General features: G+C 46.0%; 25 protein-coding genes. 15 read left to right on the plus strand and 10 right to left on the minus strand.

What is annotated here, in order from left to right:
• Nucleotides 1-30 precede the first annotated feature (30 nt).
• Nucleotides 31-522: a DUF6702 family protein gene (locus BC349_RS15465; RefSeq protein ID WP_187257668.1), complete on the plus strand. Its 492-nt coding sequence runs from the start codon at nucleotides 31-33 to the stop codon at nucleotides 520-522.
• A 13-nt stretch (nucleotides 523-535) separates the two neighbouring features.
• Here the strand turns inward: BC349_RS15465 and BC349_RS15470 are convergent, their stop codons facing one another.
• Nucleotides 536-1,834, minus strand: coding sequence for a hemolysin family protein (locus tag BC349_RS15470; protein ID WP_222840198.1), 1,299 nt, complete (start codon nucleotides 1,832-1,834; stop codon nucleotides 536-538).
• A gap of 13 nt (nucleotides 1,835-1,847) precedes the next feature.
• Nucleotides 1,848-2,435, minus strand: a complete 588-nt coding sequence (locus BC349_RS15475; RefSeq protein ID WP_187257669.1) for a phosphatase PAP2 family protein — start codon at nucleotides 2,433-2,435, stop codon at nucleotides 1,848-1,850.
• Nucleotides 2,436-2,516: 81 nt separating this feature from the next.
• Between BC349_RS15475 and BC349_RS15480 the strand changes: the two genes are divergently transcribed.
• The gene (locus tag BC349_RS15480; RefSeq protein WP_187257670.1) at nucleotides 2,517-4,511 is read left to right on the plus strand and encodes an LTA synthase family protein; all 1,995 of its coding nucleotides are present in this window, start codon (nucleotides 2,517-2,519) and stop codon (nucleotides 4,509-4,511) included.
• Here the strand turns inward: BC349_RS15480 and BC349_RS15485 are convergent.
• Nucleotides 4,508-5,248 carry a class I SAM-dependent methyltransferase gene (locus BC349_RS15485; protein WP_187257671.1) on the minus strand — a complete coding sequence of 247 codons (741 nt, stop codon included), beginning with the start codon at nucleotides 5,246-5,248 and terminating at the stop codon, nucleotides 4,508-4,510. The genes BC349_RS15480 and BC349_RS15485 overlap by 4 nt on opposite strands.
• Nucleotides 5,249-5,366: 118 nt before the next feature.
• Here BC349_RS15485 and glmM point away from each other — a divergent pair, with 118 nt between their 5' ends.
• Nucleotides 5,367-6,752: a phosphoglucosamine mutase gene (glmM, locus tag BC349_RS15490; RefSeq protein WP_187257672.1), complete on the plus strand. Its 1,386-nt coding sequence runs from the start codon at nucleotides 5,367-5,369 to the stop codon at nucleotides 6,750-6,752.
• Between the two features lie 87 nt (nucleotides 6,753-6,839).
• Nucleotides 6,840-7,967, plus strand: coding sequence for an aminotransferase class V-fold PLP-dependent enzyme (locus BC349_RS15495; protein WP_187257673.1), 1,128 nt, complete (start codon nucleotides 6,840-6,842; stop codon nucleotides 7,965-7,967).
• Between the two features lie 39 nt (nucleotides 7,968-8,006).
• Here BC349_RS15495 and BC349_RS15500 read toward each other — a convergent pair whose 3' ends face one another.
• Nucleotides 8,007-9,053: a glycerophosphodiester phosphodiesterase family protein gene (locus tag BC349_RS15500; protein WP_187257674.1), complete on the minus strand. Its 1,047-nt coding sequence runs from the start codon at nucleotides 9,051-9,053 to the stop codon at nucleotides 8,007-8,009.
• Nucleotides 9,054-9,127: 74 nt separating this feature from the next.
• Entirely contained in the window at nucleotides 9,128-11,779 is a 2,652-nt protein-coding gene (mutS, locus tag BC349_RS15505; protein ID WP_187257675.1) for a DNA mismatch repair protein MutS, read from the minus strand.
• Between the two features lie 146 nt (nucleotides 11,780-11,925).
• On the opposite strand from mutS, the gene BC349_RS15510 reads away from it, so the two are divergent.
• The 5 genes from BC349_RS15510 (at nucleotide 11,926) to BC349_RS15530 (ending at nucleotide 15,493) form a co-directional block, all read left to right on the plus strand.
• Nucleotides 11,926-12,453 carry an RNA methyltransferase gene (locus tag BC349_RS15510; protein WP_187257676.1) on the plus strand — a complete coding sequence of 176 codons (528 nt, stop codon included), beginning with the start codon at nucleotides 11,926-11,928 and terminating at the stop codon, nucleotides 12,451-12,453.
• A 32-nt stretch (nucleotides 12,454-12,485) separates the two neighbouring features.
• On the plus strand, nucleotides 12,486-13,373 hold the full coding sequence (locus BC349_RS15515; protein WP_187257677.1) for a UbiA-like polyprenyltransferase: 888 nt from the start codon (nucleotides 12,486-12,488) through the stop codon (nucleotides 13,371-13,373).
• A 130-nt stretch (nucleotides 13,374-13,503) separates the two neighbouring features.
• Nucleotides 13,504-13,917, plus strand: a complete 414-nt coding sequence (gene ruvX / locus BC349_RS15520; protein ID WP_187257678.1) for a Holliday junction resolvase RuvX — start codon at nucleotides 13,504-13,506, stop codon at nucleotides 13,915-13,917.
• Nucleotides 13,918-13,945: 28 nt separating this feature from the next.
• Entirely contained in the window at nucleotides 13,946-14,524 is a 579-nt protein-coding gene (gene def, locus BC349_RS15525) for a peptide deformylase (protein WP_187257679.1), read from the plus strand.
• A gap of 66 nt (nucleotides 14,525-14,590) precedes the next feature.
• Nucleotides 14,591-15,493: a hypothetical protein gene (locus tag BC349_RS15530; protein WP_187257680.1), complete on the plus strand. Its 903-nt coding sequence runs from the start codon at nucleotides 14,591-14,593 to the stop codon at nucleotides 15,491-15,493.
• Here BC349_RS15530 and BC349_RS15535 read toward each other — a convergent pair.
• Complete coding sequence (locus BC349_RS15535) at nucleotides 15,476-16,552, minus strand: RluA family pseudouridine synthase (protein ID WP_187257681.1); 1,077 nt, start codon at nucleotides 16,550-16,552, stop codon at nucleotides 15,476-15,478. The genes BC349_RS15530 and BC349_RS15535 overlap by 18 nt on opposite strands.
• Nucleotides 16,553-16,612: 60 nt before the next feature.
• On the opposite strand from BC349_RS15535, the gene lipB reads away from it, so the two are divergent.
• The gene (gene lipB / locus BC349_RS15540; protein WP_187257682.1) at nucleotides 16,613-17,314 is read left to right on the plus strand and encodes a lipoyl(octanoyl) transferase LipB; all 702 of its coding nucleotides are present in this window, start codon (nucleotides 16,613-16,615) and stop codon (nucleotides 17,312-17,314) included.
• A 38-nt stretch (nucleotides 17,315-17,352) separates the two neighbouring features.
• On the opposite strand, the gene BC349_RS15545 is transcribed toward lipB, so the two are convergent.
• Both BC349_RS15545 and BC349_RS15550 read right to left on the minus strand, forming a co-directional pair.
• The gene (locus tag BC349_RS15545; RefSeq protein WP_187257683.1) at nucleotides 17,353-18,276 is read right to left on the minus strand and encodes a hypothetical protein; all 924 of its coding nucleotides are present in this window, start codon (nucleotides 18,274-18,276) and stop codon (nucleotides 17,353-17,355) included.
• A 58-nt stretch (nucleotides 18,277-18,334) separates the two neighbouring features.
• Entirely contained in the window at nucleotides 18,335-19,234 is a 900-nt protein-coding gene (locus BC349_RS15550) for a 1-aminocyclopropane-1-carboxylate deaminase/D-cysteine desulfhydrase (protein WP_187257684.1), read from the minus strand.
• 41 nt (nucleotides 19,235-19,275) lie between these two features.
• Here BC349_RS15550 and BC349_RS15555 point away from each other — a divergent pair, with 41 nt between their 5' ends.
• A complete protein-coding gene (locus tag BC349_RS15555) occupies nucleotides 19,276-20,175 on the plus strand; it encodes a nucleotidyltransferase family protein (protein ID WP_187257685.1) in 900 nt (299 codons plus the stop codon).
• Between the two features lie 78 nt (nucleotides 20,176-20,253).
• Here BC349_RS15555 and BC349_RS15560 read toward each other — a convergent pair whose 3' ends face one another.
• Together BC349_RS15560 and BC349_RS15565 are read right to left on the minus strand one after the other, a co-directional pair.
• Nucleotides 20,254-21,351, minus strand: coding sequence for a S1 family peptidase (locus BC349_RS15560; protein ID WP_187257686.1), 1,098 nt, complete (start codon nucleotides 21,349-21,351; stop codon nucleotides 20,254-20,256).
• On the minus strand, nucleotides 21,348-21,917 hold the full coding sequence (locus BC349_RS15565; RefSeq protein ID WP_343063751.1) for an RNA polymerase sigma factor: 570 nt from the start codon (nucleotides 21,915-21,917) through the stop codon (nucleotides 21,348-21,350). The genes BC349_RS15560 and BC349_RS15565 overlap by 4 nt, the downstream gene beginning before the upstream one ends.
• Before the next feature lie 136 nt (nucleotides 21,918-22,053).
• Between BC349_RS15565 and BC349_RS15570 the strand changes: the two genes are divergently transcribed.
• The 4 genes from BC349_RS15570 to BC349_RS15585 all read left to right on the plus strand — a co-directional run.
• Entirely contained in the window at nucleotides 22,054-22,263 is a 210-nt protein-coding gene (locus BC349_RS15570; protein WP_187257687.1) for a hypothetical protein, read from the plus strand.
• A 444-nt stretch (nucleotides 22,264-22,707) separates the two neighbouring features.
• On the plus strand, nucleotides 22,708-24,687 hold the full coding sequence (locus BC349_RS15575; protein WP_187257688.1) for a T9SS type A sorting domain-containing protein: 1,980 nt from the start codon (nucleotides 22,708-22,710) through the stop codon (nucleotides 24,685-24,687).
• Nucleotides 24,688-24,713: 26 nt separating this feature from the next.
• Nucleotides 24,714-25,250 (plus strand): T9SS type A sorting domain-containing protein, encoded by a 537-nt coding sequence (locus BC349_RS15580; protein ID WP_187257689.1) that lies wholly within the window; start codon nucleotides 24,714-24,716, stop codon nucleotides 25,248-25,250.
• Between the two features lie 19 nt (nucleotides 25,251-25,269).
• Nucleotides 25,270-26,279 (plus strand): hypothetical protein (locus tag BC349_RS15585; RefSeq protein ID WP_222840200.1); only part of this gene is annotated, 1,010 nt, incomplete at its 3' end.

The raw sequence follows: 26,279 nt of genomic DNA on the forward strand, positions 1-26,279 counted from the left end.
AGTTTTGTTCCGGAAAAATAAAAATGTTCAATGGCAGTAGTTTTGTTTAAATGGTTGATGACTTCCCTGGTGGCAATCTTTCATCCCTTTTATGTGGGTGTTACGGAAGTGCAGCACAATGAAAAGGAAAAGACCCTGGAGATCAGCGTAAAACTTTTTATTGATGATTTTGAATCGGCACTGAATAAACAGTATAAAACTACTGTTGACCTGGCCAACCCAAAGGATTCTGACAAGATTAATGAACAGGTTGCAGCTTACCTGCAGCATCATTTGCAGTTAAAAGTCAACGGACAAATGGTGAAAGCTGAATTTTTGGGGTATGAAAAGGAAAGGGAAGCCGCCTGGTGTTATATCCAGGTGAATAATATCAGCACGGTTAAACACCTGGAAGTGAATAATGACCTGTTGTATGACGTTTTCGATAAACAGATCCACCTCATTCATGTAACGGTGAAAGGCCAGCGAAAAAGTAATAAGGTATCTTTCCCTGATACGAAGGCTGTATTTGAATTTGACTAGTCCGGCCTGTGCTTTAATCCTCGTCCATACCTTCCCGGATGTCTTCTGATATTGTCACCAGTATCTTATCGATCCTGAGCTGGTCCATATCAATGATTTCAAAGCGGAACCCTTTCCATTCAAGGGTATCGCCTGTTTGGGGTATTCGTTCCAGCTTATGCAGGATAAAGCCTGCCAGGGTATTGAATTCGTGTTCACCTTCATTCATCCAGTCCGTCATTTCAAACCTTGACAGGAAATCATAAAAAGGAATCTGGGCATCAACCAGGTAGCTGCCATCCTCGCGCTTGATGATCTCATAATCCTCCAGATCGGGCTGGGGCAGATCCCCTACAATAGCCTCCAGGATATCGTTCAGGGTTATCATTCCCTGGACACTTCCGTATTCATCCACGATAAAGCAGCAATGCACCTGGGTTTGCTTGAATCTTTCCAGCACTTTATATGCCGTATTGTTTTCCGGCACAAACATGGCCGGTTTCATAATATGTTTGAATAAAGTGAGATCACTGGTAATGTAGAGGTCCTTGATGGATACCACGCCTTTTATATTGTCTATATCCCCGTCACAAATCGGGTAAATGGAATGAGGCTCCTTTATGATCTTTTCCTTGATGGATTGTTCATTATCGTTCAGGTCAAACCAGATGATGTCACTACGGTGTGTCATCAATGAGGTAATGTTGCGGTCGCCCAGATGGAACACCCTTTCAATGATTTCCTGTTCTGCCTCATCAATGGTACCCTGTTCGGTTCCTTCGCTGATAATGGCCTTGATCTCTTCTTCAGTTACCTGGGTATCACTTCGCTGTACATTCAGGAGTTTGGACAAAAGATGGGTTGATTTACTGAGCAGCCAGATAAATGGGTGGGTGATCAGGCTGATGATCCGCATTGGGCCTGCCACCAGTTTGGCAATTTTTTCCGGGTTGGAGAGACCTATCCGTTTGGGTAAAAGTTCTCCCAGAACCATACTGAAGTAGGTAAGGATAATTACCACCACGGAGGTGGCGATCCCATTGGCATAAGTGGCCAGAAAGGGGAAGCCGGCAAAGAATTTGGCCACATCGTCGGTCACTTTATCGCCGGAAAAAATACCCGTTAAAATGCCGATCAGGGTAATGCCGATCTGTACGGTTGATAAAAAAGTATCGGGATGGCTGGCAAGTTCCAGCGCTGCGCGTGCCCGCTCATCTCCTTTGGTCGCCTGGCTTTCCAGCCGGGCCTTCCTGGCTGACACCAGGGCGATCTCGGCCATGGAGAAAATTCCGTTCAGTAAAATCAGTCCTAATATTATAAATATTTCAATCATTCTTTGGTATTGTTCAATTAACCCCGGGCATTGGCAGGCCTATTTGTCTGTTGAAGATAGCATTCATTCCATAACCAATAAAGGCGCCGATCAATGCCCCGGAGATAACGTCCACGGGGTAATGCACCCCAACATATACCTGGGCATAGCAAACAGCAGCTGCAAAAACGTAGAGGACATTTATCCAGGGGCCTGTAAACCGCCGCAGGGTAAGTACTACAAAATTAGCAAACCCGAAATGGTTGGTGGCATGTGAGGAGGTGAAACTGCTGCTGCCGGGGCAATACCGGATAAATATCCTGATCTGCTCAGCAATTTCGGGGTCGCGGCAGGGGCGAAGCCTCAGTATATTGTTTTTGATGAGATTGCTGCTGACCTGATCGGTAATTGAAATGGTCAGAATTGCAGCCAGAATCCAAAGCCAGCCTCGCTTGCCAAAATTGAAAATGGCCAGCATGATGAAGAAAATATACAGCGGGGCCCAGAAATAGGTTTCACGGATATGTTTGAAAACCAGGTCCAGCATAGGATGGTTCCAATCGCTGTTGATGTGAATCATCAGCGCTTTATCGTATTCAATTAACCGTTCAATCAGATCCATGATGTGATATAACAGCTACAAAAATAAGTAGTTAGATCAAACACTGGTGTGAAGTTTAAATAATCCCGATTTTTGCCAATTATGAAAAGGATTCCCAGAAATATCCGCTGGCTGCTGGCAATTTGTTTGTTACTGGTACTGGCTATGAGTATTGCCCGTGTTTTCTCCTGGTATGTCTTTCGGTTACCGATGGCCGAAACCGGGCTGGCCGGCCGTACATTCTGGCTGGGGTTTCGCTTTGATGCCCGCGTAGCAGCAGTTCTGGGCCTTGTTATCCTGCTGGTTACCAGTTTCAGACCCCTTAATCCATTCCTGAACTCCCGGGCAAAAAAGGTATGGCAATGGTCGCTTACCCTGGTTGTATTGCTCCTGACCCTGTTTTACGTAATTGATTTCCTGCATTTCCGTTACCTGAACCAGCGACTGAACGCCAGCGCCCTGAGTTTCCTGGAAGATGCGAAAATTTCAGCAGGCATGGCCTGGCAGACCTACCCGGTGATTCGGATATTGATTTCCGTTATAGCTTTGACCTGGTTGCTGTCAAAGCTGATAAAATTTCTTTTCAGGGCGGTAGAAAAATCGGATTATTTCCCCTCAAAATGGACCAGGGTAACTGTTTCAGTGTTCACCTTTCTGATCCTCGCACTGGCAGTTTTTGGCCGCCTGGGCCAATATCCGCTTCGCTGGAGCGACGCTTTCAACCTCGGCACAGATTTTTACGCCAACATAGCGCTCAATCCGATACAGGCTTTCGTCAGCTCATTTAAATTCAGGAGTTCCTCTTTTGACCGCCAGAAAGTTAAAGCACATTATCCGCAAATGGCCAAATGGCTGGAGGTAAAGGACCCCGATGCTGAAAAACTCAATTTCCGCAGGCAGGTAAATCCCGATTCTGTTTCCAACTGGCCGGGCTCCAATCCCCCCAATATAGTTTTGGTGATTTGTGAAAGTTTCAGCGGGTATAAGAGTTCCATGTGGGGAAGTCCGCTCAATACGACTCCTTATTTTTCTCAGCTCTGCAGGGATGGACTGTTTTTCGACAACTGTTTTACGCCGCTGATCGGAACCGCCAAAGGTGTTTGGGCAACCATTACCGGAATTCCCGATGTAGAACTGGTAAAGACTGCCAGCCGAAACCCGATGATGGTTGACCAGCATACCATCATCAATGATTTTACCGGTCACAAAAAATTCTATTTTCTCGGAGGAAGCACCAGCTGGGCCAATATCAGGGGAATACTTACCAATAATATTCACGGACTCAACCTGTATGAGGAAGGCAGTTACGATGTTCCAAGGGTGGATGTATGGGGCATCAGTGATAAAAACCTTTTCCTGGAAGCGGATAAGGTGCTGAAAAAAGAGGATAAGCCGTTTTTTGCCATTATCCAGACAGCAGATAACCACCGGCCCTATACCATCCCGGAGGAGGACCGCGAAAAGCTGGGATTGGTAACCTTTCCGCTCGATACTCTGCGCAAATACGGATTCGAATCCAATGAGGAACTGAATGCTTTCCGCTATACCGATTTTTCATTCAAAACCTTCATGGAGGCAGCTGCCCGGTCGCCCTATTTCAATAATACCATATTTGCCTTTATTGGAGATCATGGCATATCCGGAAATGCAGGCCCCATGTTCCCGAAATCCTGGACGGATAATTCACTTTCTTCCAATCACGTGCCCCTGCTTTTTTACGCCCCGGGCAAAATACCTGCCAGAAGGATGCACGACCTGGCCTCACAGGTGGATGTACTACCAACCCTGGCAGGAATTGCGAATATCCCTTACCGTAATACAGGTTTAGGCCGCGATCTTCTTGCCATGAACCATAAAGACAGCGGTAAAAACAATATGGCCTTTATCATGGATTATAACAATAAAAACCTGGGGGTGATTTTCAACAAGTACTATTATAATCGTTCCATGCAGGGGAAATCAACCAATATGGTATGGGCTGACTTTGCAGAACCGGCTATGGGGCAGGTTCCTGATACAGGCCTGTATGAATGGTGGTCACAGGCATTTTATGAAACGGCGAGGTATATGTTGCTGAATAATAAAAAACAGGACTAGATTTTTCTGGCCAGCATCACCAGGCGGGGTGATTTGCGGACATCATAGTGCCCGAATTCATAATCGCCGAATACTTCCTGTATCTGCAGATTGTGGAAGGAAAACATGTCATTGAAATCTCCGAGGGAAAACTTGGCGACCTTTTCCATAAACTCCAGGGGCTCACTCAGTTTTTCGTCCTCTATGACGATCTTTTTGTAAAAATGGGTTTCATCGAGCCATTTTTTGATGTAAAAGTTCACTCCTTCGATCTCGATATCCTGCTCATGCACCAGGTGGTCCTCGGCGTAGTGCACATTCAGGTAATCCATCACAAAGTAACCTCCTGTCCGGAGTGACTGGGCGATGGTGCGAATGGAGTTATAATGCTCCCTCTCGGTACGGAAATACCCGAAACTGGTGAAGAAATTAAATGCATACTGAAAGTAGTTGATCAGAAAGGGCAGCCGCATATCGTGCACAAAAAAATGCAGGTGATCGTGACCGGAAAGTAGTGCTTCCTCGATGTTGGCGGCAGAGATATCAATTCCTGTGACATCAAATCCCATGGCGGCAAGGCTCCTGGCATGACGTCCTCTCCCGCAGGCAATATCCAGCATCCTGGCGCCGGGGGATGGATGCAGGTGACTGACCATACGGCTGACAAACATGTCCGCCTCTTTGTCATCCCGCCTGAAATAGAGCTGATGGTAATAAGGAGAATTGAACCAGTCCTGTAGCCATCTGTCGGTCGGCATTGTCCTAATTTTGATCAAAAGTAAAGGGCGGATTCCAATTTTTGATCAATCTAAGTTTCCACATCTGCTCGACACTTACCGGAATCGCTTATTTTTGGAGGCATAAACCTCTTGAACCGTGGCATTGATAAAAAGTATTTCAGGCATTCGTGGCACTATTGGCGGGCATCCTAATGAAAATCTGACTCCCCTCGACATCGTAAGATTCAGCGCGGCTTATGGAACCATGCTGGCAGCCGAAAACAAAACTCCCAAAGTAGTAATTGGCCGGGATGGCCGCATTTCTGGTGAGATGGTCAATACCCTGGTGGTGCAGACCCTGGTGGGATTGGGCATCCAGGTGGTGGATCTCGGGCTGTCAACCACTCCGACGGTTGAAATGGCGGTAAAATGGGAAGCGGCCGATGGTGGTATTATCATTACAGCCAGCCATAACCCCAAGGAATGGAACGCATTGAAACTTCTGAACCGTGATGGGGAATTTATATCCGCTGAAGCTGGCGCGCAGGTGCTGGACCTCGCTGCCCGGGAAGATTTTCAGTTCGTTTCAGTAGATAAACTGGGAACCATAACCTGCAATGATACTTATCTCGATAAACATATTGAAGCCGTTATTGAATACCCGCTGGTTAACCGGGAAGCCATCAAGGCTAAACAATTCAAGGTTGTGGTGGATGCCATCAATTCCAGTGGCGCCATAGCAGTGCCCAGGCTGTTGAAAGCACTGGGGGTGGATGAAGTGATTGTGCTGAACGGAGAGGTTAACGGACGTTTTTCCCACAACCCCGAGCCATTGCCTGAAAACTTATCCGGACTGAGTGCTGAAGTGAAAAAATCGGGGGCATCCCTTGGTATTGCAGTGGACCCTGATGTGGATCGCCTTTGCTTTGTTTGCGAAGATGGCAGTATGTTCGGCGAAGAATTTACCCTGGTTGCGGTGGCGGATTATGTTCTCGGACACAGGAAAGGGAACACTGTTTCCAATATGTCATCAACCAAAGCGCTGAAAGAAATCACCCTGAATCATGGTGGTGAATATTTCCCGTCAGCGGTTGGTGAGGTGAATGTGGTGAAGAAAATGAAGGAAATGAATGCCGTGATCGGGGGCGAAGGCAACGGGGGTATTATAGTGCCAGATCTCCACTATGGCCGTGATGCGCTGATCGGCATTGGATTGTTCCTGAGCGCGCTTGCCAACCATAAGAATGGGCTTAAATCATTCCGTACCCGGTATCCCGACTATTTTATTTCCAAGAATAAAATTGAACTGGAAAAGAATATCGACGTAAAAGCGATTTTCGATCTTATTCAAAAAAAGTACAAAAAGCAGCCGATAAACACGGAAGATGGTTTGAAAATCGAATTTGACTCGGACTGGGTTCATCTGAGGACTTCCAATACGGAACCAATCATCAGGATTTACGCGGAAAGCAATTTTGAAACCACGGCCAATAATATTGCACTGCGCCTGATGCAGGATATCAAGGAGTTCATCCAGGCATGAGATATATCAGGCGATAAATCAAAATAATTTTTGACATTTGCGGCTCCCCATTGCGGGGAGCTTTTTTGTTCACCAAAATTCACGCAAGTGCAAAGGATATATTTCGATAACGCTGCAACCACCCCACTGGACCCTGCTGTGCTGGAAGCCATGATGCCTTTTCTGACTGAAAAATTCGGCAATCCCTCATCCATTTATTCCTATGGAAGGGAAAGCCGGCTGGCCATTGAAAATGCAAGGAAAACAGTGGCTAAGATCCTTCATGCGCACCCCGCAGAAATATTTTTCACCTCCGGCGGTACGGAAAGCAGTAACACAGCCATTACTGCGGCCGTCCATGACCTGGGTTGCAGGCATATCATCAGCTCGCCACTGGAGCACCATGCCACTTTGCATACGGTGGAATACCTGAACCAGAAGGGTGAAGCAGCTTTAAGTTATGTGAAATCGGGTACCAACGGGCATGTGGACCTGGAAGACCTGGAAAGAATCCTTGGTGAAAGCGGAGAAAAGTGCCTGGTGACGCTTATGCATGCCAATAATGAGATCGGCAATTTGCTTGATATCCATGCAGTGGGGGAAATCTGCAAGAAATACAATGCCATCTTCCATTCTGATACGGTACAGACAGTGGGCCATTACCCCTTCGACCTGCGCAACACACCAGTTCATTTTATCACCGGCGCAGGGCACAAATTTCATGGTCCGAAAGGAGTGGGGATTTTATACATCAATGAAAATGTACAGATCAAGCCAATGATTCATGGCGGCTCACAGGAAAGAAATATGCGTGCCGGAACCGAGAATCTTTATGGAATCGTGGGTTTCGCCAAAGCGCTTGAACTGGCAACTGAAAGGTATACGGAAGACAGCATGTATATTGGTGGGCTGAAGCGTTATATGGCCGATCAACTGAAAGAAAACATCAAAGGAGTATACTTTAATGGAGATACATTTGGCGAGAGCCTGTACACCGTACTGAATGTTTCCTTCCCCAAAACCGAAAAGTCAGAAATGATATTATTCAACCTTGATATCAAGGGTATCTGTGCCTCCGGTGGCAGTGCCTGTACCAGCGGGGTTGACCAGGGATCACATGTCATCAGGGCTATTAATAACAATCCCAACCAGGTGGCCGTGCGTTTCTCCTTCAGCCGTCACAATACCAGGGAAGAAGTGGATTTTGTGGTGAGTACGCTCAGGGGGCTGATCTAGTGAATGGTGAAGGGTGAATGGTGAAGGGTGAAGGAGGGGTTATTTGGTAGTAGTTGCTTTTTTCCATTCCTCGAACAATAACTCGGGCTCATTGGTGGTGATGAAATCAAATTTTTGGGAAAGGAAATATTGAAGGGTAGGGGTATCGTTTACCGTCCATGTATTGAGTGCAAGCTTGTTGTCAATAGCTTCCCTGATCCAGTTTTCATTTTTCCTGAACACGCTGAAGTGATAATCAAGTCCATCCATTTTATCCGCTTTCAACTCCAGCGGAGATTTGTTTCCGTTGAGAAACTGGAGGTGGGCATAAGGATCAATCCGGCGGATTTCTTTCAGGATATCATAATCAAAGCTGATATACATGATCCAGGCCTGTGCACCCATTGAATGTACCAGTTCAACAATTTTACGGGCTCTTAATAGTGCCCTGTCCCTGTTTTTGTCGGATGGTTTCACTTCAAGCACCAGCTTTGTACCTTGTTGCTGCATTCCTGCCACCAGGTACTGACGAAGGGTGGGCAAAGGCTCACCATTTTCCAGGTTGGTTTTTGCCAGTTCGCTGAAGCTGTTCGATTCTATATTTTTCCCTTTGTAAGAAGCATCGTGATTAATAATAAGGGAATCGTCTGATGTCATCTGAACATCAAATTCAGAGCCTGCACAGCCCAGTTTGACGGCGTGTTTCAAGGCGCCAATTGAGTTCTCCGGCATACCGGAATGCTTCCAGGCTCCCCTGTGTGCAACAACCGGGTTCTTTTGGAATTCATCGGCAAGCAATATAAACGTTTTTGCCGGGGCTCCGTTTGCCTCTCTGGTAGCCAGGCTGAATGCAATCCGTTTCTTTTTGCTGATCAATTTCTCCCCCTTTTCTGTAAGGACAATTTGATTTCCCTTAACCTCAACCAGTTTTTTACCCTCCGTGATTTCATACACACCTTCCCCGCCATATATGATATTGGCAACCACCCGGTTTCCCGTATAGAGGTAATTGTCTAATATGACAGGTAAGTCTGTAATCGTTTTCAGTTGTGCGTTCAAACTTAAGATAGCAGAACATAATAAAACGGAGAATAGAAACTTTTTCATGGTACGCAATTTAAGTGTTGCAGGCTTACCGGAACAGGGATCCTGGTTATAATATCATTAAGTACTGCAGGCAATTATTGAATCATATTTTTGATTTCCTGCAGTTTCAGCAAAGCTTCTACCGGGGTTAAACGGTTGATGTCAATCCCTTCCAGCATTTTCCGGATGCCATCAAATGTCTGGGAGTGTATGTCAAAGATGGACAACTGCATTCTGGGGCCACCAAGATCTTTTACTTTTTCTGAGAGCGAAGCTTCCCCGGAACTGGTTCTGCCGGTTTTTGAATCTTCGTCTCCGCCGGCAGCATGCAGGTGTTTGGATTCGAGCTGTTCAAGGATTTCATTGGCCCTGTTGATCAGCACAGGAGGCATGCCGGCCATACGCGCCACATGGATACCAAAACTATGGGTGCTGCCACCCGGAGCAAGTTTGCGCAGAAAAATGATTTTATTGCCTACTTCTTTATTGGTGATATGAAAATTCTTTACCCGTTGCCAGTTGTTTTCCAGTTCATTGAGTTCATGGTAATGGGTGGCAAAGAGGGTGAGCGGTTGTTGTGGCGCCTGGTGAAGGAACTCAACAATGCTCCAGGCTATGGAGATGCCATCATAAGTGGATGTACCCCGGCCGATTTCATCCAGCAGTATCAGGCTTCTGGACGTTACATTATTGATGATGCTGGCTGTTTCGTTCATTTCAACCATAAAGGTTGATTCTCCCCCGCTAAGGTTGTCAGATGCACCGACCCTGGTAAATATCTTATCCGTTACCGGCAGAATGGCTTCATCAGCAGGCACAAAACAACCCATATGGGCCATCAGGGTAATCAGGGCCACCTGTCGCAGCAAGGCACTTTTACCGCTCATGTTGGGACCGGTGAGGATAATTACCTGCTGGTCAGTCTTGTTCAGAATAATGTCATTGGCCACATACTGGTCGCCGGGGGAAAGGTACCGCTCAATTACCGGGTGCCGTCCTGCATTGATCCGCAGGTCGCTGCCTTCATGTATCTGTGGCCGTTTATATCGGAACTGAAGGGCATTTTGTGCGAAACTCAGCAGGCAATCCATAATAGCCAGAATATTTCCATTGGTCTGGATGGGCGAAAGATAATCCTGCAGTTCATTTAACAGCGACTCAAACAACTGCGCTTCGATTTGCAGTATTTTGTCTTCAGCTCCCGTAATCTTTTCCTCGTATTCCTTTAACTCGGGGGTAATATACCTTTCTGCATTTGCCAGGGTCTGCTTTCTTGTCCAGCTTGCCGGAACCTTGTTTTTATGGGTATTGGTTACTTCGAGGTAATAACCGAAAACATTGTTGAATCCGATTTTTAGCGAGGGAATTCCCGTTTCGGCCGCCTCCTTTTGCTGCAATTGAACGAGGTATTCCTTGCCTGTACTGGCAATATTTCTGAGATCATCCAGTTCTGCATTCACGCCGGCGGCAATATAGGAACCCCTGGCAATTACTGGTGGCGGGTTTTCCACCAGTTCCTGCTGGATCTTTTCGGCGATATAGTTACATGGATTCAGTGCGTCAGACAATCGTTTCAGGTAGTCATTACCGGTAGTGTCACAATGCAGTTTGATCTGCGCCACCTGCTGCAGGCCCTTTGACAACTGCAACACTTCACGCGGACCAATTTTTTTAAGCGGGATTTTGCTGACAAGCCTTTCAATATCACCACACTGCCTGATATGCTGGGAAAGCTGGTTTCGGAGGTCAACCTGGGTGATAAAATGTTCCACAAGGTCCAGACGCTCGTTGATCCTGGAACTTTCTTTCAGCGGGAATACAATCCATCGTTTGAGCAACCTGGCGCCCATGGGGGATACGGTCTGGTCAAGCACCTTTAATAACGTGTGACCCTCACTGTTAGGTCCGCCCAGAAGTTCCAGGTTCCGGATGGTAAACCTGTCCATCCATAAGAAATCTTCCCTGTCGATTCGCTGCATGCCTGTAATATGCTGCAGGTTGGGATGCTCTGTATCTTTCAGGTAATGGATAATGGCGCCTGCTGCTACCAGGCCGGTACTTAGATCATCCACCCCGAATCCTTTCAGTGAATGGGTCTGGAAATGTTTCAGCAGGGTTTCCTGTGCATAGGTTTCCTGAAAGATCCATTCATCAAGGGTATAGGTATAAAACCTGGCTCCGAATAATTCCTTGAACTGTTTTTGTTTGTGGCGCTGGAACAAAACTTCCGAAGGCTGGAAACTTTGCAGGAGTTTATCAGCATATTCGCGATCACCCTCCGCAACAAAAAATTCGCCTGTAGAGATATCCAGGAAGGCGATTCCGAACTGATTGTCATCAATAAAATATAAACTTCCCAGGAAATTATTGGAATGATGTTCCAGCAGTTTTTCATTGGTGGCGGTACCCGGGGTGACCATTTCGGTAACACCCCGTTTGACGATTCCTTTCACCATCTTCGGGTCTTCCAGCTGGTCGCAGATGGCTACACGGTATCCTGCCTTTACCAGTTTGTGCAGGTAGGTATCCAGTGCATGGTGGGGAAAGCCCGCCAGTTCTGAAGATGAGGCTGCACCGTTATTTCTTTTGGTCAGTGTAATACCAAGTACCTGTGAGGATATAATGGCATCCGGGCCAAAAGTCTCATAAAAATCACCCACACGGAACAATAATATAGCATCGGGGTAACGCTGTTTAATGGCCTTGTGCTGTTGCATTAAGGGTGTATCTGCACTGCTTTTCGACATAACCAGCAAATATAGGGGCTAAGCGGACAAGAGTGCAAGGGTGCTTTCACGGTGGGGATAATTGGTGAGGAGCGGGTGGATGGGTCTCCGGGGGATTCGATATTGGGACAGGAGTTGGGCGAGGGGGAAGTTTGTATATTTGCTGGATGCGCAAACTTAGCATGGAAGAGCTTAACAGGAAGTCGGTTGAGGAGTTCAGGCAGGCTGACAAGATTCCGATTGTGGTGGTGCTGGATAATATCAGGAGTATGCATAATGTTGGTAGCGTTTTCCGCACGGCAGATGCCTTCCTGCTGGAAGCTGTGTATTTATGCGGGTTTACCCCCCAGCCACCTCACCGCGATATTCATAAGACTGCCCTCGGGGCAACTGAAACGGTAAAATGGCAGTATTTTTCCAAAACCGTAGAGGCTGTTCATACGTTAAAAGAAAAAGGATACGGGATTTATGCAGTGGAACAGGTAACTGACAGTTATAAATTGAACCGGCTGGCTGCCGAGCCGGATGAAAAACTGGCCCTGGTTTTTGGGAACGAAGTAAGCGGCGTGGATCCGGAAGTTATTGCCCTGAGCGATGGCTGTATTGAAATCCCCCAATTAGGTATGAAACACTCTCTTAATATTTCTGTTGCGGCAGGAATTGTTTTATGGGAAATGGTCAGATCGCGTTTGTAGGTAGAGCATCTTGAAATATTACTGATATCGACATGAGTACAATAAAGAATTATCTAAGCCTGATTAAGTTTTCGCATACCATTTTTGCAATGCCATTTGCCATGATCGGGTTTTTCCTGGCGGCAACCGGTACAACCGGCTATTATGGGCTGCTGACACAGGATTACCGGCAGGTATTGGTTAAATTCCTGTTAGTGGTGCTCTGTATGGTTTTCGCCCGTAGCGCTGCCATGGCTTTTAACCGCTACCTCGACCGTCATTTTGATGCAAAAAATCCCAGGACAGCCATCCGGGAAATTCCATCCGGAATTGTGAGCGCAGATAAAGCATTGTTGTTTACCATTTTCAGCAGTTTGCTGTTTGTGATTTGCAGCTGGCTGATCAATCCGCTTTGCTTTTACCTTTCCCCGGTGGCTCTGTTGGTAGTTCTCGGGTATAGTTTTACAAAGCGATTCACTGCCCTTTGCCACCTGGTGCTGGGCCTGGGATTGTCGCTCGCACCTATCGGCGCCTATCTGGCTGTTACCGGCAAATTCGACTGGCTGCCGGTCTTGTTTTCCTTTGCTGTGATCTTCTGGGTAAGTGGCTTTGATATCATTTATGCTCTCCAGGATGAAGAATTTGACCGATCCCAGCAATTGCATTCCATTCCTGCTGCGCTGGGCAAACAGAAAGCCTTGTGGGTTTCCGAACTGCTGCACCTGCTCAGCGCCACCAGTGTGATTGTCGCAGGGGTACATGGCCATTTCGGCTGGTGGTATTGGTTGGGCGTAATTGTATTCATTGGCATGCTCATTTACCAGCATTCCATCATTAAGCCCAATGACCTCACCCGTGTGAACATCGCCTTCATGACCGCCAATGGCATCGCCAGTGTGGTCTTCGCCGTATTGGTGATTGCTGATTTGCTGGTAAGGTGAAGGGGCCAAGTGGTCAATGGTGAATGGGTCAATGGTGAATGGGTGAATGGGTGAATGGGTGAATGGGTGAATGGGGCATGGAGATATGGAACCGGGCTCAATTTTTTTATCTTAAACTTCAAAGAATCTGATGGCGCGAGTTTTAGCGATCGATTACGGTGGAAAGCGCACTGGGATTGCCGTAACAGATCCCCTGCAAATCATTGCTACCGGGCTGACAACCGTTCCATCCAAAGAATTGATCCCCTTCCTGAAACAGTATTTTGCCGGTGAACCGGTGGAAAGGATTATTATCGGCGAACCCAAAAACTGGGATGATACTGATACCCATGCCACCCCGCTGGTTGAAGCCTGCATCCGCGACCTGAAAAAGAACTTTCCGGCGATGCCTGTTGAAAAAGTTGACGAACGGTACACTTCAAAAATGGCCAAACAAAGCATGCTGGAATCGGGCCTGAAAAAGAAGGACCGCCGCAACAAAGCCCTGGTGGATGAAATTGCAGCCACCATCATGCTGCAGGAATGGCTGGGAAGGAATCCTTAACTTTGCACCTCGAATAATTACTGAAAGCATGATTTTACCCATTGTGGCTTATGGTCACCCGATTTTGAGAACCATATCAAAGGATATCACTCCCGACTACCCGGCTTTGCAAAACCTGATAGCGGATATGTGGGAAACCATGTATCATAGCAATGGGGTGGGACTAGCAGCTCCCCAGATTAATAAGGATATCAGGTTGTTTGTGGTGGACAGCGCCCAGATAATTGCCAACCTTGATAAAGAGGAGAAGGAAGAATTTCCCAATGATGAAGGTGTCAAGGAAGTGTTCATCAACGCGCATATCCAAACCCTCGAAGGGGAAGATTGGGCATACAATGAAGGTTGTCTCAGCATACCTAAGATCCGGGAAGATGTTTTCAGGCCCGAAGAGGTAACCATTGAATATGTGGATGAAAACTTCCTGCCCAAAACCAGGACCTTCAATGGCATCACTGCCAGGGTAATCCTGCATGAATATGATCATATTGAAGGCAAACTGTTTATTGACCATATCAAACCCCTTAAAAGGAAATTGCTGAAGCGCAAGCTGGACGATATTTCCAGGGGAAAGATCCGCGTCGATTACCGAATGATGTTTTCCAAATAAGTGAAAAATTACCAGATTTTCAGATTGGCAGTTGCATGGGTCAGAAAGCCCGTAATTGCCATTTGTATGCTGGTTCCTTCCCATCACTGTTTTTCCCAGGATTCCCTGCTTAATATTGACAATAAGGTTGTTACCCTGAAGGAAGTGGTGGTGCGTTCGGGGATGGATGTACCGGGCTTTATACGGAGAATTCAACTGGATACCAGTTTTTACCGGGCTTTTAAAAATCTCCGGGAAAGCAATTATACCGCACTGAATGATATCCGGATGCTGGATAAAAAATCAAATGTGAAAGGTTCGCTGCAAAGCCGGACCATCCAGTATTTTGACAGTGGTTGCAGGCGGATGGAAACCCGTGATGAAAAAATAAGCGGTGATATAAGGAATAAAAAGGGCGGGTGGAATTATTATACGGCAGAGATGTACGCCGGACTTTTCTTTACCAACGGGGAAGTTTGTAATGAGAATAACACTGTCAGCGCAGCCGAACTTAGCCTGCGACATAAAAAAGGCCTTGAAAAACACAAGGAGCAGTTAAAGATGCTGTTCTTTAATCCCGGCCGAAAAATCCCCGGCATCCCTTTTATCGGCAATAAGATCAATATTTACGAGGAGCCAATGGCGTCACTCTATGATTTTGAACTTGATATGGAAAGCTACCGCGGTCAAAACTGCTATGTTTTCAGCATTCGGACCCGTGCCGGTCTGTCCGCCCGGCAAAACGGTGATATCGTCATCAACAGTGTGAAAACATGGTTCGACCAGAAGGACATGAAAATTGTCGGACGAACCTATGACCTCAGTTATGACGCGGGGGTATATGATTTTGATGTGCAGATGCAGGTGGAAATGGACCAGTTGAATGGCCAGGTCGTACCCACACTGATACGTTACACCGGCAGTTGGAAAGTGGCATTGAAAAAAAGGGAAACCGGAATTTTCACGGCTACCTTATTCGGATTCCATTAAACTGTTTCCCCTCGCCCTGACATAACGCCGCCATTTCTCTATGAGCTGCTTCATGTCTTCCGCCAGTTCACTTTCGAAAAATATTTGTTCGCCGGTGCCGGGGTGTGTAAACCCGATGTTTTTCGCATGCAGCGCATGCCTGGGGCAAATGGCAAAGCAGTTGTCTACAAATTGCTTGTATTTGGTATAAACCGTGCCCTTAACAATCCTGTCGCCTCCGTAAAAATCATCATTGAACAGCGGATGCCCAATGTGTTGCATATGCACCCTGATCTGGTGGGTTCGGCCCGTTTCAAGGCGGCATTCTATCAGTGATACATAACCGAAACGTTCCAGCACCTTGTAATGGGTGATGGCATCCTTGCCGTAATCACCCTCCGGGTAGGCATCAAAAAGTTTCCTGAACCTTTTGTGGCGTCCGATATGTGCAATGACTGTTCCTTCTTCCTCGGCCGGATCTCCCCATACAAGTGCGATATATCTTCTAAAGACGGTGTGGTCAAAGAATTGTTTTGCCAGCGAGGTAACGGCTTTATCGGTTTTAGCCAGTACCATCAGTCCGCTGGTATTTTTATCAATCCGGTGGACCATTCCAAACCGCGGCAGGTTCTCTTCAGAAATATCCTTGTTCTGCTGCTGCAGGTACCAGGCTACTCCATTGATCAAAGTGCCATCCGGGTTACCGGAAGCAGGGTGCACCACAAGTCCCGCCGGTTTATTGATGATCAGAATCTGGTCATCTTCATAATGGATATTCAGGGGCAGGGGCTGGGGAATGATATGTTCACCCTTTTTTTCCCTGTGTGAATACACCACCAGCTCATCACCCGGGCGGATCTTGTAATTTGACTGGGTTGTTTTGCCGTTGACCATTACCCTGCCAGCCTCAATGGCTTTCTGGACCTTATTCCTGGTGGCGTATTCAATCCTTGCCACGAGGAATTTATCTATGCGCAAAGGCTCCTGGCCGGGATCGATCCGGAATACATGTTGTTCATACAACTCGTCGGTCGCTTCCTGCTGGTCTTCCAATTCCTCTTCTGCCAGGTTTATTGCCATCTCCAAACAAATTTTGGCAAAAATAGGTAACCAAGGCTAGCCTTCCGCTAATTTTGCAGAATGGAGCAAGTATTGTTCAGGGATTTGGGGAAAATGGATTACCGATCCGCCTGGGATTTACAGGAAAGTCTTTTGCAGGAAAATCTCGGGAAAAAGGCTTCCCGGGACTTAATATCCGCAGAAACTGTGCACCACCTGTTATTTGTCGAACATCCTCCTGTTTATACCCTGGGTAAAAGCGGGCATATGGAACATGTGCTGATTTCAGATGAAGCACGCGCAGAAAAGGGGATTGAGTTTTTCAGGACAAACAGGGGAGGTGATATCACTTTTCATGGTCCGCAGCAATTGGTAGGTTACCCAATCCTGGACCTTGAAAAATTTTACACCGATATCGGAAAGTATTTACGCAACCTGGAGGAAGTAATCATCCGCACCATGGCTGTGTATGGGTTGAAAGGCGAGCGATCCGCCGGCGAAACAGGTGTCTGGCTCGATCCATCCATTCCTGGAAGGGAAAGAAAGATCTGTGCGATGGGAGTAAGGTGCAGTCGTTGGGTTACCATGCATGGGTTCGCATTTAATGTTAATACTGACCTGAGTTATTTTGACCATATCGTACCCTGTGGAATAAGCCAGAAATCGGTTACCTCCCTGGAAAAGGAATTGGGCAGGCCAGTGCCTTTTGAACAGGTAAAAGAAGACCTGAAACGCAGCTTCGGGGAGGTTTTTAATGTGCAGATCGCAACGGATAACAATTAAATATTACTGTCGGTCTTCCAGGGACCATGTTTAACCTGTTAAAAATCACGGGCAATAAAAAACCTGTTTTTCTCTTTGAGTTTACCCTCTTCGTATAATTCAAATAAATACCAGCCGGCATGCAGGAAATTGGCCTTATCGAGCAACAACAGCTCATCCCGGATTTCCTTGATATCAAACAGGGGCGTCCTGTCTGATTCAAAAAACCTGACCATATATTTTTTCCGGGTGGCGTCCGGCAGTTCAATATGAAGGAGTCCGGACTTGTCCATAAATACAAATCTCGATGGCCTGAATACATCTGCCGGAATAAATGGCCTGATCTCCAGGGTGTCGGGGTGGAGCATTACCAGGGTGTCCTTTGTTTTCAGGCTGACAGAATCACGGAAGCGCTGGATTTGTTTCTCGCTGATCCTCCCGATGACAGTATCTCTTCGTTCAATAAGGATGAATCGTTCGGGAATTGGGGCAGGCACAACGGTCTCCCCGGCAGGTTTGTTTTTTTCTGCAACGGGGGCAGGGGGAATGGGGGTGGTGTGTTTGTTTTGGACCGGTTCGGAAGGCTTTTTTTCAGTCTTAACCACAGTGGCCGGAGGTGCAGGTTTTGGCCTGGTTGCTTTTTTTGAGGGACTGAAAATATATTTTCCGCTGTCAAGAAGAATGTAGAGGCGGTAATAATGATTGGTGTCGATCACCTTCTGGTCGAGGTAACCATTTTGGGGGATGGTCGGATCCGGGAGGGTCATAATGGTTTTATAATTCCTCAGGCTGTCAGCTGATCTTTGAATGCTAATCTGCCTGATTTTTTTCCCGAAATGGTTGTTCCAGCTAACCAATACTTTGTTGCCGGGCCTTAATTGCGCCGAAAAGGAGGGCAGGGTGTCCTGGCCATAGGTTCCGGTGGAAAACAGAAAAAAAAGTACCGGCAAAAACCGGAAGCGTTTACATATGATCCGTGCCATCCCGGCAAATATAATACACAGGTTATGCATGTGGAATATTAAAAAAGCAATTGAAATATTAAAAAATCAATTCGCCTGCCTTTAGTGACCTGTTGCCCTGAAGACCGCCGCTATGTATAACCAGTACTTTCGAATTTTCAGGAAAATACCCGGAATGCAGCAATTGCTCAATGCCAAACAGCAGTTTGGAGGTATACACAATGTCAGTGGGTATCCTGGTTTGGCGGAAGAACTGGTTCATGTAGTCAACCAGCGCTGGTGGGTGTTTGGCATAGCCGCCAAAATGGTAATCGAAAAAGATGGAAAACCGGGCCGCACCTGGTTTCAGCATCGCGGAAACAGCAGCGGTCAGCCCATCTTCCCCTTTAAGGCTGCTGATTCCAATCAGTTTCTGCCAGGGACGGGCTGCATTCGTTAATCCGGCCAGCATCGTACCTGTGCCAACGGCACAGCAGATATGGGTATACATATCCAGGTCCGGTACCAGGTCAAGGATGGATGATGCACCGGCGACTCCGGATTCCCCTTTGCCGCCTTCAGGAACAACCATCCAGTCATTGGTTTCAGGTAAAAAAGTGTCAGGGGCTTTGCTTGCTTCCCTGAATGCGGCCCTGTTTAGAAACCTGAGATCCATCCCAAAAGCCTGGGCATCCTGAAGGGTTTGGCTAAAGGTAGCCGGCTCTTCCCCCCTTATGATGCCGATACTGGAAAGTCCGGCCGAACGCGTTGCACAGGCGGTAGCCACAATATGGTTGGACCAGGTACCCCCGAAAGTAATAATCCCTTTTTTATTTCCTTCAATGGCGAGTTTGAGGTATTCTTTGAGTTTGAACCATTTATTACCGCTGATGACCGGATGGATTTTGTCCAGCCTCAGTAAAGAAATATCAACCGTTTGTATTGCGGCATATTTAATGGCCTCTATATTAACTGTCTCTGGCCGGATTGACTTAATCATGTGGAATATTTATATTCGTGCCCTAAAACAAAATTAGAAGAATGCAACCAACACTCGTGATACTGGCGGCGGGAATGGCTTCCAGGTATGGAAGTTTGAAGCAGATCCAATCGTTTGGCCCCAGTGGTGAAACCATTATGGAATATTCAATATATGACGCCATCAGGGCCGGTTTTGGCAAGGTGGTATTTATTATAAGGAAGGATTTCGAATCGGATTTCAGGGAAATTTTCGGGAAAAAACTGGAAGGGAAAATTAAGGTTGATTATGTTTTCCAGGACCTCAAATCATTTCTTAACGGGATGGACGTTCCAGCAGATCGTACCAAGCCCTGGGGAACCGCACATGCTGTATTGTGTGCTAAAAATGCTGTGAATGAACCATTCGCTGTGATAAATGCCGATGATTTCTATGGACGCGACGCATTTGTAAAAGCATACCAGTTCCTGACAGAAAAATGCAATGCGACCACCTGGTCCATCATCGGGTATGAATTGCTGAAAACCCTGTCTGATCATGGAACTGTTAACCGCGGTGTTTGCCGGGTAGATGCCAGTGGAAATCTTGAGTCCATTGCCGAAAGAATCAATATCTCCATGCAGGAAGGTAAGATTCTGTGTGACGATGCGCTTTCACCAAAGGAATTGCCTCTTGATTCCAGTGTATCAATGAATTTCTGGTGTTTCCATCCATCTGTATTCGAAATCAGCCAGGCTATGTTTGATGAATTTGTGAAGGATAATGCAGGGAACCCCAAGGCTGAATTTTTTATCCCGATTGTTGCGGATGATTTTATAAAATCCGGCAAGGGAATTATTCCGGTGATTCAGACATCCGCCAACTGGTTTGGGGTCACCTATAAGGAAGATGCGCCAAGTGTACAATCCAGTCTTGATGCACTGGTAGCTGCCGGAGAATACCCCCAGAATCTCTGGGCCTAGGGGACACAGGATCAATGAAGAAGGGGTAAGAGGAAATTATTTTCCTCTTACCCCTTTCTTTTTACTCATTTCGAGTTATCAGTAGCTCATTACATTATAAATGCATTCCTCTATTTTTTTGATCTGCTGAACCCTGTCAATTCCTTTTACGGAAGATTGGCTGTTCACCCGAATGGTTCCTGCAGTGCTGTCTTCCCTGATGACTTCCAGTGCCTTGAAGATATTTTTACTCTGACTGCTGAATACTACGCCCTCCGCAGTCAGTTGTTTGCCACTTAATACACCGATTACTTCCCCGGAATGGTTGAAAATCGGGCCTCCGGAGTTACCGGGATTGGCTGAAATGGCAATCTGATAGGATATAGTATCTCCGTTGAAACCGGTTTTTGCACTCAGGTAACCTTCATTGTAAACTATTTCTGTCCGCGGGAATCCCAGTGTAAAGATCTGTTCACCCAGTTCGGCCCTGACCTTACGGATGCCATAAGGAAGCCTGCTGATGGGTTCAAAACGCTTGTCAATTATTTTCAGGATGGCGATATCGGTGTGGTCGTTTACATGAAGTGTTTTTGCCTTATAATATTCGCCCTTTGTATTGACAATATATATGGAGTCTGCTTTTGCCACCACATGGGCTGAAGTAACCAGGTATCCCTTGCCATCTATAAGAAAACCAGTGCCACCGAATTTCCCCGGGGTTGCCGGGCGGGTGGGAGCGTTCTTAAAAGTGCTGATTTCTTTCTGGGTTTGTTTCTGTGAAATTTTAACCGCATTAAGCTCCTTCTTTAATTGAGCGATCTCAGAAGGGTTACTTTTCGGTGTAAAATAGGTAACCAGTCCGCTGATGGCGAGTGCGGTAAGGCCTGCAATAGAAGCAGCCATTGCTAAAACCCTTTTGTATTTATTAACCAGTTGGATGACCTTAACCTTTGGGGCTTCCTCCCTGATCTGGCCGCTATTTACCAGGTTGGCATGGGTTTCATTCAGGAGGGATTTCAGGTTCTTGCGTTCACCGAACTGACTGATCTGTTGCAGGAAAATGGAATGTTCCACTACCAGTTGGTCAATTTCAGGGTTGGATGTACGCAATTGCTCAAAGTATTCCTTCTCAGGGGTATCCATTTCACCCCGGATATACCGCTCAACGGCCTCCAATATTTGCACATCATCTGTCATACTACCTGGTTTTTATATTGGGCGAAAAACAATTTTTTCAATCTGGACAGGCATTTGTATTTCTGGGTTTTCGCATTATCGGCATTGGTGTAACCAAATCCGCTGGCGATTTCCGTCATGCTTTTTTTCTGCAGGTAAAATGCGTCCAGTAAACTCCTGCAGGGCTCACCAAGGCCCATCATTGCTTTTTCCATGACATGGAATTCCATGTTTTTCTGTTCCTGCTGTTCAAGATCTTCTTCCACAGGTACCGAATCTTCAACACCACCTACATCGGTCTGATATCTGTTCAACTGTTGTAAACGCTTGAGCCACAATCGTCTGCAAATCGAATAGATATAGGTCTTTATCTGGCAGCTCAGTTCAAAATTCCCGGATTTTGCCTTTTCATATAAAACCACCATGGCTTCCTGGAAGATATCCCTGGCGTCGTCTACGGAACCATTATTATTGATAATCATCGACTGAACCATATTATAATTTTCTTTATAAATGGTTTCAGTGGCCTTCCTGTCGTTTTCCGCCAAACCTTTCAACAATGCTTTTTCTAATGGGTCTGTTGTCACACAGCTATATTTAATACCCAAAATAACAAATAGTAACCCGTAAAAAAGGTCTAAAAAATTTTTTGCAAGCCGGGTTACCTTTTTGCGGTTCCGGTATAAATACTCAAATCAATCATTCAAAACAAAAAAAGAACAAATGAAAAAGCTCCTTTTCGTCCTGGTTATTGGTGCATTTGCTGCTTGTAACAACGCTGCTGAAACAACTGAAGCTGTTGCTGATTCTGCTGCTGCTACCGTTGATTCTGCTGTAACTGCTACTGTTGACAGCGCTGTTGCTGCTGTTGATTCTGCTGCTACTGCCGTTGTTGATAGCGCAAAAGCTACTGTTGATTCTCTGAAAAAATAAGAATTTTCATATGGCAAGCAATCGTTAGAGGCCGTCCTGTTCACAGGATGGCATTTCTTCTAACAGATTGAAAATTAGTCGATACCAAACGGTATCGGCTTTTTTTTTGCCTTTTATCCGAGCAATAGTAAAAATAGTATAACGGGAAAAAGTGTTTTCACGAGGGCATTAATGAAAATATACGGGTTTTGAAAAAATCATGGTAAATAGTTAGTTTTTAAAGAATAAATCTGCTTACTTAGCCGTTGTTAGTTAATCCAGATCCTTTGTCTAAAATCAGCATCTTATGAAAGCACATTTACTTTGCTTACAATTTACTTCGGCCTGCAGGTTGTTCTATACCTTTTTCTGCAGGCACAAATCAGCTTTTTTAATTGAAGTTTTGAAATGATGGGAATAGCGGTGCTATTCACATTATCGTTATTAAAAATCCAATTAAATGCTATGAAAAAGCTGATTATAACTATGATAGTTATGCTGTTTGGCATCTATCATATACAGGCACAGACTGTTACTCCTACCGTCAAAGCAAAATTTGGGGTGGAAGGAGAGGTCAATTCGGGATACCGAAATAATATTATACAGAACGTACAGGATTCCCATGACTGGTTTGCCAGGTACAACGACAGGGCCTACCGTTGGGTGATAGATACCAGCGGTGCTGCTTTTATTACCACGCGGTATAACACAGATCTGAATTTCAGAAAGATTCCATTTTTCCGAACCATGCAATATGATCCTTTTCAGATCGTAGATGGGCGGACTTTGATCGATGCCGTTTTTATCCGCGACTATCATGGTGCGGATTCTACTGTTTATGCCATGTCCAATAAGAACGGGGATAGCCCTGCAGACTGGATAGGAGCCATCGAGGCCAGCGTTCCGCAAAAAAATGATATCCTGGACATTTTTGTGCATGTTCGCCGGAATGGCGCCAATACCTACCATACGGTATCTGATTCCCTGTTTTTCTTCGGTGGAATTGCCATTGATGCTACTTCCGGAAGCCGCTATTTTGATTTTGAATTATATCAAACTGATATTTTTTATGACAGGGCAACTACTAAATTTTCCGGTTTTGGTCCGGACGCAGGTCATACATCCTGGAAATTTGATCCGGTAACCGGGGTGGTGACCACTCCCGGGGATGTTATTTTTTCCGCCGAATTCGGCGGAAGCGGTTTACAGGACCTGGTTGCAAAAGTCTGGGTTCACAAAGACGCCCTGCTGATTAATTCGCCCAATTTTAACTGGACCGGAGAATTTGACGGCGCTGCTGCCGGTGCGACATATGGATATGCCGGCATTATGCCCAAAAATGGAAATTATTTTTATACCGGCATTCAGAATGCCGCTGCAAGCTGGGCAGGACCGTTTAAACTGGTAAGGAAAGATAATACCGTACAGACTGATTTTGATGCCAACCAGTTCCTTGAGTTTTCTGTAAACATGGGTACACTTGGGCTTGACCCCATTAACCTGCTTGGCGGAAGCCAGTGTGATATGCCATTCCGTCGTATCCTGGTAAAAACGAGAGCATCATCTTCTTTCACTGCCGAACTGAAAGATTTTGTAGGACCGTTTGACTTTTTTGAATTTAAGGCGGCAGATGCTTTTGCAGATATCCCTATGATCTGTGGTGATGAAATGATCAGTACGATTTCCGTGCTGAACCCATTGCCAACCTCAACATATACCTGGGTAACACCCGATGGAAATATTGTTGGCGATACTTTCGGTTATACGATCAGGGTAGATACCCCCGGGACCTATATCGTAAGGCAACAATTACTGGCGGGTTGCGGTGAATATGCTGCTGATACGGTTGTTATACTGGAAAGTCCGGATTGTGGCATTCTTCCCATCAACAGGATTGACTTAAAAGCTGCCCTGAAAGGGCAACTCGCTAAACTGGAGTTCAATGTTTCTGCCAATGAAAATGTGAGTTACTACGTTATTGAGCGCAGTACGGACGGAACTAATTTCTCGGCCGTTAAAACATTGAACAGTAATAGCCAGGAAGGTTTTGTTAATTATTTAGCAGACGATAATCTTAATTCAGTAAATGGCAATACGGTATATTACCGGATAAGAGTCGTCAGGGTGGATGGCAGCATAAGGTACTCTTCTATTGTTCAGGTTGAAAGAGGACTCAATCGTAGTGCAGGATTTACCATATTACCAAACCCGGTAAAGGACAGGATGCAACTTCAGGTCCTCTCAGGAAAAAATGATTTTGCCTATGTTAAAATTTTTTCTGTGAATGGTGCGTTAATGCTAATGCAAAAGGTTTCTGTAGTTCCCGGAAATAACCTCATCAGTTTTGATGATTTCAGGGGATGGAGCAGCGGAACCTATGTGGTTCAGGTTCATCTAAGCGATGAAGTGTTCACTGAAAAGATGATCCTAACCCATAAGAAATAAGCAACGAAATCCAAACTATGAATTTCATGATGGTAAAAAAAGGTATTGCCTGCCTTTTGGTCTTAACCTTTGCCGGTAAGTTATCCCAGGCCCAGCAAGTTAGCACGGGTACGGTCAATGTCAGCGGATCAGGTTTCAGCAATGATAATATTGTTGTAGACTGGAGTGTTGGTGAATTGGTCCGAATCGATACCAGATATTCTGAAAGTAAATCATTCCTGGTAACACAGGGCTTTCTTCAGCCGGATTTTGCCCGCCCACTGGTGATGGTAACGGATCCCTCATTTGCACCGGGGGAGGTTAAATTATTACCCAACCCTGTTAAGACCATATTGAAGGTTCAGTTCAGCATGCGCCAGAGTGGTTACCTGAGGTATATGATATTCAGCCAGACTGGCAGTAAAATGGCACAGTCCGGTTTTCATTACTACGGCTACGGATATACGCAGTCGGTTGATATGACCGGGTATACGGCAGGAGTGTATTACCTGTATGTTGAATTAGAGCCTGTCGCCGGCTCCAAGGTTAAAAAAGGTTCGTATAAAGTAATAAAGTTCGATTAAATCTCTAAATCCAAATCCAATGATAAAACACGTTATGCCATTTGTGGTAGGACTGTTTTTATGTAACTCGCTTGTAGCTCAGGTACCAAAACAGATTAATTACCAGGGTATTGCCAGGAATGTAAACGGGACTGCTTTGTCAAATCAGACCATTGCTTTGCGACTTTCCATCAGGGAAGGAAGTAGCAATGGAACAATCGTTTACCAGGAAACACGCAGTGTCAGTACGAACCAGTTCGGCCTTTTTTCAACCGCCATTGGCAGTGAAGGGGCTTCCTCCGTTACCGGAAATCTGGAAGGTGTGGAATGGTCTAAAGCCGGTGGAAAATTCCTCCAGGTTGAAATTGATCCAAAGGGAGGAACACAGTATGTTTCCATGGGCAGTTCTCCGTTAACAAGTGTGCCCTTTGCTTTCCGGGCAGAATCTGCCAATCCGGTTGGCGCAGCAGGGGGAGACCTGAACGGTAATTTTCCCAATCCGCAAATAAAAAATGGAGCCGTAAATTCAAATAAACTGGCCTCCGGGGCTGTAACAACGGATAAAATAGCCGATGGAGCCATTACTGCAGATAAGCTTGCCCCGGGTATCATTCCAACATCAATACCAGTCAGCGGTACAGCAGGTGGTGACCTTACAGGTGCATTTCCCAATCCAACTGTTGCTGCCAATGCGATAACTACAACTAAAATTGCAGATGGGGCTATCACAGCGGCTAAGTTGGCACCAGGTGTTATTCCTGTCTCTATTCCGGTAAGTGGAACGGCTGGCGGCGACCTTAGTGGTACTTATCCCAATCCGACTGTTGCTGCCAATGCAGTAACCACAGCCAAGGTTGCGGATGCTGCTATTACTTCTAACAAACTGGCGAATGCTTCTGTTGGTTCCACCAAAGTGGCTGACAATGCAATTGTTGCCAATAAAATTGCCGCCAATGCGGTAACGACAGCCAAGGTAGCGGATGCTGCTATTACTACTTCCAAAGTAGCAGATGGTTCCATCACTGCTGCCAAACTGGCTCCTGGTGTGAT

Origin of the sequence: Flavihumibacter stibioxidans (assembly GCF_014332695.1) — a bacterium.
Lineage (GTDB): Bacteria > Bacteroidota > Bacteroidia > Chitinophagales > Chitinophagaceae > Flavihumibacter > Flavihumibacter stibioxidans.

Coding starts and splice junctions, on each gene's coding strand:
- BC349_RS15555 (WP_187257685.1), top strand. CDS start 19,276: ATGCAACCAACACTCGTGATACTGGCGGCGGGAATGGCTTCCAGGTAT.
- BC349_RS15570 (WP_187257687.1), top strand. CDS start 22,054: ATGAAAAAGCTCCTTTTCGTCCTGGTTATTGGTGCATTTGCTGCTTGT.
- def (WP_187257679.1), top strand. CDS start 13,946: ATGATTTTACCCATTGTGGCTTATGGTCACCCGATTTTGAGAACCATA.
- BC349_RS15535 (WP_187257681.1), bottom strand. CDS start 16,552: ATGGCAATAAACCTGGCAGAAGAGGAATTGGAAGACCAGCAGGAAGCG.
- BC349_RS15485 (WP_187257671.1), bottom strand. CDS start 5,248: ATGCCGACCGACAGATGGCTACAGGACTGGTTCAATTCTCCTTATTAC.
- BC349_RS15470 (WP_222840198.1), bottom strand. CDS start 1,834: ATGATTGAAATATTTATAATATTAGGACTGATTTTACTGAACGGAATT.
- BC349_RS15500 (WP_187257674.1), bottom strand. CDS start 9,053: ATGAAAAAGTTTCTATTCTCCGTTTTATTATGTTCTGCTATCTTAAGT.
- BC349_RS15530 (WP_187257680.1), top strand. CDS start 14,591: ATGCTGGTTCCTTCCCATCACTGTTTTTCCCAGGATTCCCTGCTTAAT.
- BC349_RS15550 (WP_187257684.1), bottom strand. CDS start 19,234: ATGATTAAGTCAATCCGGCCAGAGACAGTTAATATAGAGGCCATTAAA.
- BC349_RS15480 (WP_187257670.1), top strand. CDS start 2,517: ATGAAAAGGATTCCCAGAAATATCCGCTGGCTGCTGGCAATTTGTTTG.
- BC349_RS15575 (WP_187257688.1), top strand. CDS start 22,708: ATGAAAAAGCTGATTATAACTATGATAGTTATGCTGTTTGGCATCTAT.
- BC349_RS15515 (WP_187257677.1), top strand. CDS start 12,486: ATGAGTACAATAAAGAATTATCTAAGCCTGATTAAGTTTTCGCATACC.
- mutS (WP_187257675.1), bottom strand. CDS start 11,779: ATGTCGAAAAGCAGTGCAGATACACCCTTAATGCAACAGCACAAGGCC.
- ruvX (WP_187257678.1), top strand. CDS start 13,504: ATGGCGCGAGTTTTAGCGATCGATTACGGTGGAAAGCGCACTGGGATT.
- BC349_RS15560 (WP_187257686.1), bottom strand. CDS start 21,351: ATGACAGATGATGTGCAAATATTGGAGGCCGTTGAGCGGTATATCCGG.
- BC349_RS15465 (WP_187257668.1), top strand. CDS start 31: ATGGCAGTAGTTTTGTTTAAATGGTTGATGACTTCCCTGGTGGCAATC.
- lipB (WP_187257682.1), top strand. CDS start 16,613: ATGGAGCAAGTATTGTTCAGGGATTTGGGGAAAATGGATTACCGATCC.
- BC349_RS15475 (WP_187257669.1), bottom strand. CDS start 2,435: ATGGATCTGATTGAACGGTTAATTGAATACGATAAAGCGCTGATGATT.
- BC349_RS15580 (WP_187257689.1), top strand. CDS start 24,714: ATGATGGTAAAAAAAGGTATTGCCTGCCTTTTGGTCTTAACCTTTGCC.
- BC349_RS15510 (WP_187257676.1), top strand. CDS start 11,926: ATGCGCAAACTTAGCATGGAAGAGCTTAACAGGAAGTCGGTTGAGGAG.
- BC349_RS15545 (WP_187257683.1), bottom strand. CDS start 18,276: ATGGCACGGATCATATGTAAACGCTTCCGGTTTTTGCCGGTACTTTTT.